This is a genomic window from Pseudomonas sp. NBRC 111138 (genome assembly GCF_001320835.1).
Taxonomy (GTDB): domain Bacteria; phylum Pseudomonadota; class Gammaproteobacteria; order Pseudomonadales; family Pseudomonadaceae; genus Aquipseudomonas; species Aquipseudomonas paracarnis.
Genome location: NZ_BCBO01000185.1, coordinates 1 through 4,401, shown reverse-complemented (window position 1 = coordinate 4,401; position 4,401 = coordinate 1). Strand labels below are relative to the sequence as shown.

Here is a 4,401-nt window from a genome sequence, read left to right as displayed (position 1 = left end):
TGTGATCGTCCAGTTGAGTGCGGCGATCACCAGTACGCTCAGCATCATTGTCGCAAGGCCGAAGTCAACGATGATCTTGCCTGCGAGCCAGGGAAACCCGAAGACGCCGATAAAGTACGCCAGGCTGAACAACAACAACGCCTGGGAAGTGGTGCCGCTGGGCGCTTCGTTGGCTACCAGGCCGTTAATCACCGAATACGTCAGGCCATACCCGATCCCTAGCGTGGCGGCGGCGAGCACATAACTGAGGTTGCCGCTGACACCAAACGCGAACAGCGTGATCGCGCCGAGCATCACCCCGGATAATACGCAGGCAGCCTGGTACGCATCGCGCTTGACCACGAAACCGGCGATCAGCAGGCGACTGATAATTGCCGCTGTCAGGAAACCCGCGAAGAACAGCGAATAGTCCAGCTTATGGGCAACGGCATAGCTGGTCTGGAACGAAGATAGCCCCCCGAATACGCAGCCACCCAGGCCAACCATCAGGATGGCGAACGCCGCCTTGGAAGACAGTACGCGGCGGCTTGCAGCCCAGGAAATCCTGGATGTCGGTACATTCGCGTGCTGTCGCAACCGAAAGCCCATGCGCCAGAACATCACCACCCCGGCGAGGCTGGCGAGCCCGGCAATATAAAACGCCGTTGTCAGGGGCAGGTCCAGCGCAGTGGCGGCGCGTCCCAGCAAAGGGCCGGAACCTATGCCGCTCAACATACTGCCCGAGAGCAAGGCGAAATATTTGGCCCGCTGGCGGGGTTCCACCAGCAGCGTCACGATGATCGGACCCAAGGTATAGAACACGCCCCAGCCCAAGCCAAGGGACAATCCAAACAGCATCAAGCCCTGGCCAAACCCTGGCGTCAGGGCAAACCCCAGGCAGGCCACCACCAACAATAGGCCGGTGCTCGCAATTGCTCGCGCTGCGCCCAGCGCATCAGCCAGGTGCCCGGAAAACACGACCGCCACAAAAGTGCTGAGCATCGCCGTGGCAATGACACTGCCCGCATCGTGTTCATTACCGCCACGGGCATGGATCAGCAGTGACAACAAAAAGGTCGAGCCGTAAGACAGTGACAGCAGGAAACTGGCGAGGCAGAACAGCGCGAATGTCTTCGTGCCCACTGGTGGCGTGGCGTGCATGAGCAGGTCTCTGATCGTTGGATTTATGCCCATTGTTTACCATGGGCGTCCGCAGGCTTTGTTCTGTGGTTGCTGATGCTTGCTTCACCCCGCGCCGGAGTGAAACGTGCTGATTGGCATCAATTGCACTGCAAACGGCCATCAAACCGTCTTAGTATGTGGCCTTTGAATTTGCCCAAGGCTCGCCCATGACCATCGAGATTCGCCCCGCCGTGCCCAGCGATGCTGCGCAGATCCTGACCTTTATCACTGAACTTGCCGAGTACGAGAAAGCCCGGCATGAAGTGATCGCCAGCGTGGTGGATATCGAACGCAGCCTGTTCAGCGAAGGCGCCACGGCCCATGGCCTTATCTGCTTGCGCGACGGCTTGCCGATTGGCTTTGCGGTGTTCTTTTTCAGTTACTCGACGTGGCTGGGCAGTAACTGCCTGTACCTGGAAGATCTGTACATCAACCCGGAACAACGCGGCGGCGGGGCCGGCAAGAAGTTGCTGCGCCACTTGGCCAAGATCGCCTGTGACAACGGTTGCGGGCGCTTTGAATGGAGCGTGCTGGACTGGAACGAGCCAGCGATTGCCTTCTACAAATCCATAGGCGCCCAGCCTCAGGAAGAATGGGTGCGTTATCGCATGGAAGGCGATGCCCTGCGCGACTTTGCCCAAGGCTGAAGCCTCGTTTATGTAAACACTAAAACCAGAATGTGAGCTTTCCTGTGGCGAGCAAGCTTGCTTGCGCTGGGGTGCGAAGCGCCCCCCAAAAGCGGGAGTCTGCTGCGCAGACAGCGGGAGCAAGCTCCCTCGCCACAGCTAACCCGCTCGAACATTTTTTATTTTTCTCAATATATGGGATCTTAATTTATATATTGAGATGTTTCAGGCGATGGGTTTATAGTCGCCAGCATCAGCAATCACTACAAAAAATAAAAAGGTGAAGCGATGCAGGCGCAACCGTTGTCCCTACCCGACGTGCCCGAGCCGACTTGCGGCGAGCGGCTGAAGAACAAGGTGGTGATCGTCACCGGCGCCGCCCAAGGCATTGGCGAAGCCATCGTTGCCTGTTTCCAGGCCCAGCAGGCGCGGTTGATCATTGCGGATATCCAGGGCGACAAAGTCGAGAAAGTCGCCGCTCATTGGCGCGAACGCGGCGCGCAGGTTTACGCCCAACCGGTTGATATCACCTCCAAGGATCAATGGCAGGCACTGGTCAACCTGGCCATCGAGCGCTTTGGCCGCGTGGATGTGCTGGTCAACTGTGCCGGAGTCAACGTGTTCCGTGACCCGCTGGAGATGAGCGACGAGGACTGGCGCCGCTGTTTCGCCATCGACCTCGACGGCGCCTGGTACGGCTGCCGTTCGGTGTTGCCGCACATGATCGAGCAAGGTATCGGCAACATCATCAATATCGCGTCCACCCATTCCAGCCACATCATTCCCGGTTGCTTTCCTTACCCTGTGGCCAAGCACGGCTTGCTCGGCCTTACCCGGGCCCTGGGCATCGAGTACGCGCCCAAGGGCATCCGCGTGAATGCCATCGCCCCCGGCTATATCGAAACCCAGCTCAACGTCGATTACTGGAACGGTTTCCCTGACCCTCACGCCGAACGCCAGCGTGCGTTCGACCTGCACCCGCCCAAACGCATTGGCCAGCCCATCGAAGTGGCCATGACAGCACTGTTCCTGGCGACCGACGAGGCGCCCTTTATCAACGCCACTTGCCTGATGATCGATGGCGGGCGGTCTGTGATGTACCACGACTAAAGCGTTTTCCAATAACAAGAAGGAGGTGGTCCATGTTCAAGCAAACACTCGGTGCCGTGGCACTGGCAATGGCGTTCTGCGGCTGGGTATCGGCTGAAGAAGTGAAGATCGGTTTCCTGGTCAAGCAGGCCGAGGAACCCTGGTTTCAAACGGAGTGGGCATTCGCGGAAAAAGCCGGCAAGGAGCATGGTTTTACTGTGATCAAGATCGCCGTGCCCGATGGCGAAAAGACCTTGTCGGCCATCGACAGCCTGGCCGCCAATGGCGCCAAGGGTTTTGTGATCTGCCCGCCGGACGTGTCCCTGGGCCCGGCCATCGTTGCCAAAGCCAAGGTCAACGGTTTGAAAGTGATGGCCGTGGATGATCGCTTTGTCGATGCCAAGGGCAACTTCATGGAAGACGTGCCATACCTGGGAATGGCCGCGTTTGAAGTGGGCCAGAAGCAGGGCGCCGCCATGGCCGCCGAAGCGAAAAAACGCGGTTGGGACTGGAAGGACACCTATGCGGTGATCAATACCTTCAACGAACTCGACACCGGTAAGAAGCGTACAGACGGCTCGATCAAATCCCTCGAGGAGGCCGGTATTCCCAAGGACCACATCCTCACCGCTGCGCTGAAAACCCTCGACGTACCTGGCAGCATGGACGCCACCAACTCGGCCTTGGTCAAGCTGCCGAGCGGAGCGAAGAACCTGATCATCGGTGGCATGAACGACAACACCGTGCTCGGCGGCGTGCGCGCCACCGAAAGTGCCGGCTTCAAGGCCGCCAACGTCATCGGCATCGGCATCAATGGCACCGACGCCATTGGCGAATTGAAGAAAGCCGACAGCGGTTTCTTCGGCTCCATGCTGCCCAGCCCGCATATCGAGGGCTATAAAACCGCGCTGGCGATGTACGAGTGGGTCACCACCGGCAAGGAACCGGCCAAATACACCGCCATGGACGAAGTGACCTTGATCACCCGCGCCAATTTCCAGGAAGAACTGACCAAGATCGGCCTGTGGAAATGAGCGGTGCAGCCCTGCGTTTCAATGGCATCGGCAAGGAGTTTCCCGGTGTGAAAGCCCTGGCGCAGATCAGCTTTGAAGCGCGGCCGCATTCGGTGCACGCGCTGATGGGCGAGAACGGCGCAGGCAAGTCGACCCTGCTGAAAATCCTCGGCGGCGCCTACATTCCGTCCAGCGGTACGGTGCAGATCGGCGCGCAGACCATGGCCTTCAAATGCGCCGCCGACAGCATCGCCAGCGGTGTGGCGGTGATTCACCAGGAGCTGCACCTGGTGCCGGAAATGAGCGTGGCCGAGAACCTGTTCCTCGGGCATTTACCCACGCGCTTTGGCGTGGTCAACCGGCGCCTGCTGCGCAAGCAGGCCCTGGCCTGCCTCAAGGGGCTGGCCGATGAAATCGACCCCGACGAGAAACTCGGGCGCCTGTCCCTGGGCCAGCGCCAACTGGTAGAAATCGCCAAGGCGCTGTCCCGTGGCGCCCATGTGATCGCTTTT

The 4,401-nt window shown here is 59.3% G+C and carries 5 protein-coding genes; 4 read left to right on the top strand and 1 reads right to left on the bottom strand.

Going from position 1 to position 4,401, the window contains the following annotated elements; all coding sequences use genetic code 11:
• A partial coding sequence (locus APH41_RS27580) for an MFS transporter (protein ID WP_054922644.1) occupies nucleotides 1-1,140 on the bottom strand: 1,140 nt, incomplete at its 3' end.
• 188 nt (nucleotides 1,141-1,328) lie between these two features.
• Between APH41_RS27580 and APH41_RS27575 the strand changes: the two genes are divergently transcribed.
• The 4 genes from APH41_RS27575 to APH41_RS27560 all read left to right on the top strand — a co-directional run.
• Entirely contained in the window at nucleotides 1,329-1,808 is a 480-nt protein-coding gene (locus APH41_RS27575) for a GNAT family N-acetyltransferase (RefSeq protein WP_034128422.1), read from the top strand.
• Nucleotides 1,809-2,075: 267 nt separating this feature from the next.
• Nucleotides 2,076-2,897, top strand: a complete 822-nt coding sequence (locus APH41_RS27570; protein ID WP_054922641.1) for an SDR family oxidoreductase — start codon at nucleotides 2,076-2,078, stop codon at nucleotides 2,895-2,897.
• 32 nt (nucleotides 2,898-2,929) lie between these two features.
• Complete coding sequence (locus APH41_RS27565; protein WP_082430518.1) at nucleotides 2,930-3,910, top strand: substrate-binding domain-containing protein; 981 nt, start codon at nucleotides 2,930-2,932, stop codon at nucleotides 3,908-3,910.
• Nucleotides 3,907-4,401: ATP-binding cassette domain-containing protein (locus tag APH41_RS27560; protein ID WP_156359107.1), on the top strand; the 495-nt coding region annotated here is incomplete at its 3' end. The genes APH41_RS27565 and APH41_RS27560, both read left to right, overlap by 4 nt.

Excerpts from the sequence above, each read along its gene's own strand:
- APH41_RS27575 (WP_034128422.1), top strand. The coding sequence starts at position 1,329 with ATGACCATCGAGATTCGCCCCGCCGTGCCCAGCGATGCTGCGCAGATC.
- APH41_RS27570 (WP_054922641.1), top strand. The coding sequence starts at position 2,076 with ATGCAGGCGCAACCGTTGTCCCTACCCGACGTGCCCGAGCCGACTTGC.
- APH41_RS27565 (WP_082430518.1), top strand. The coding sequence starts at position 2,930 with ATGTTCAAGCAAACACTCGGTGCCGTGGCACTGGCAATGGCGTTCTGC.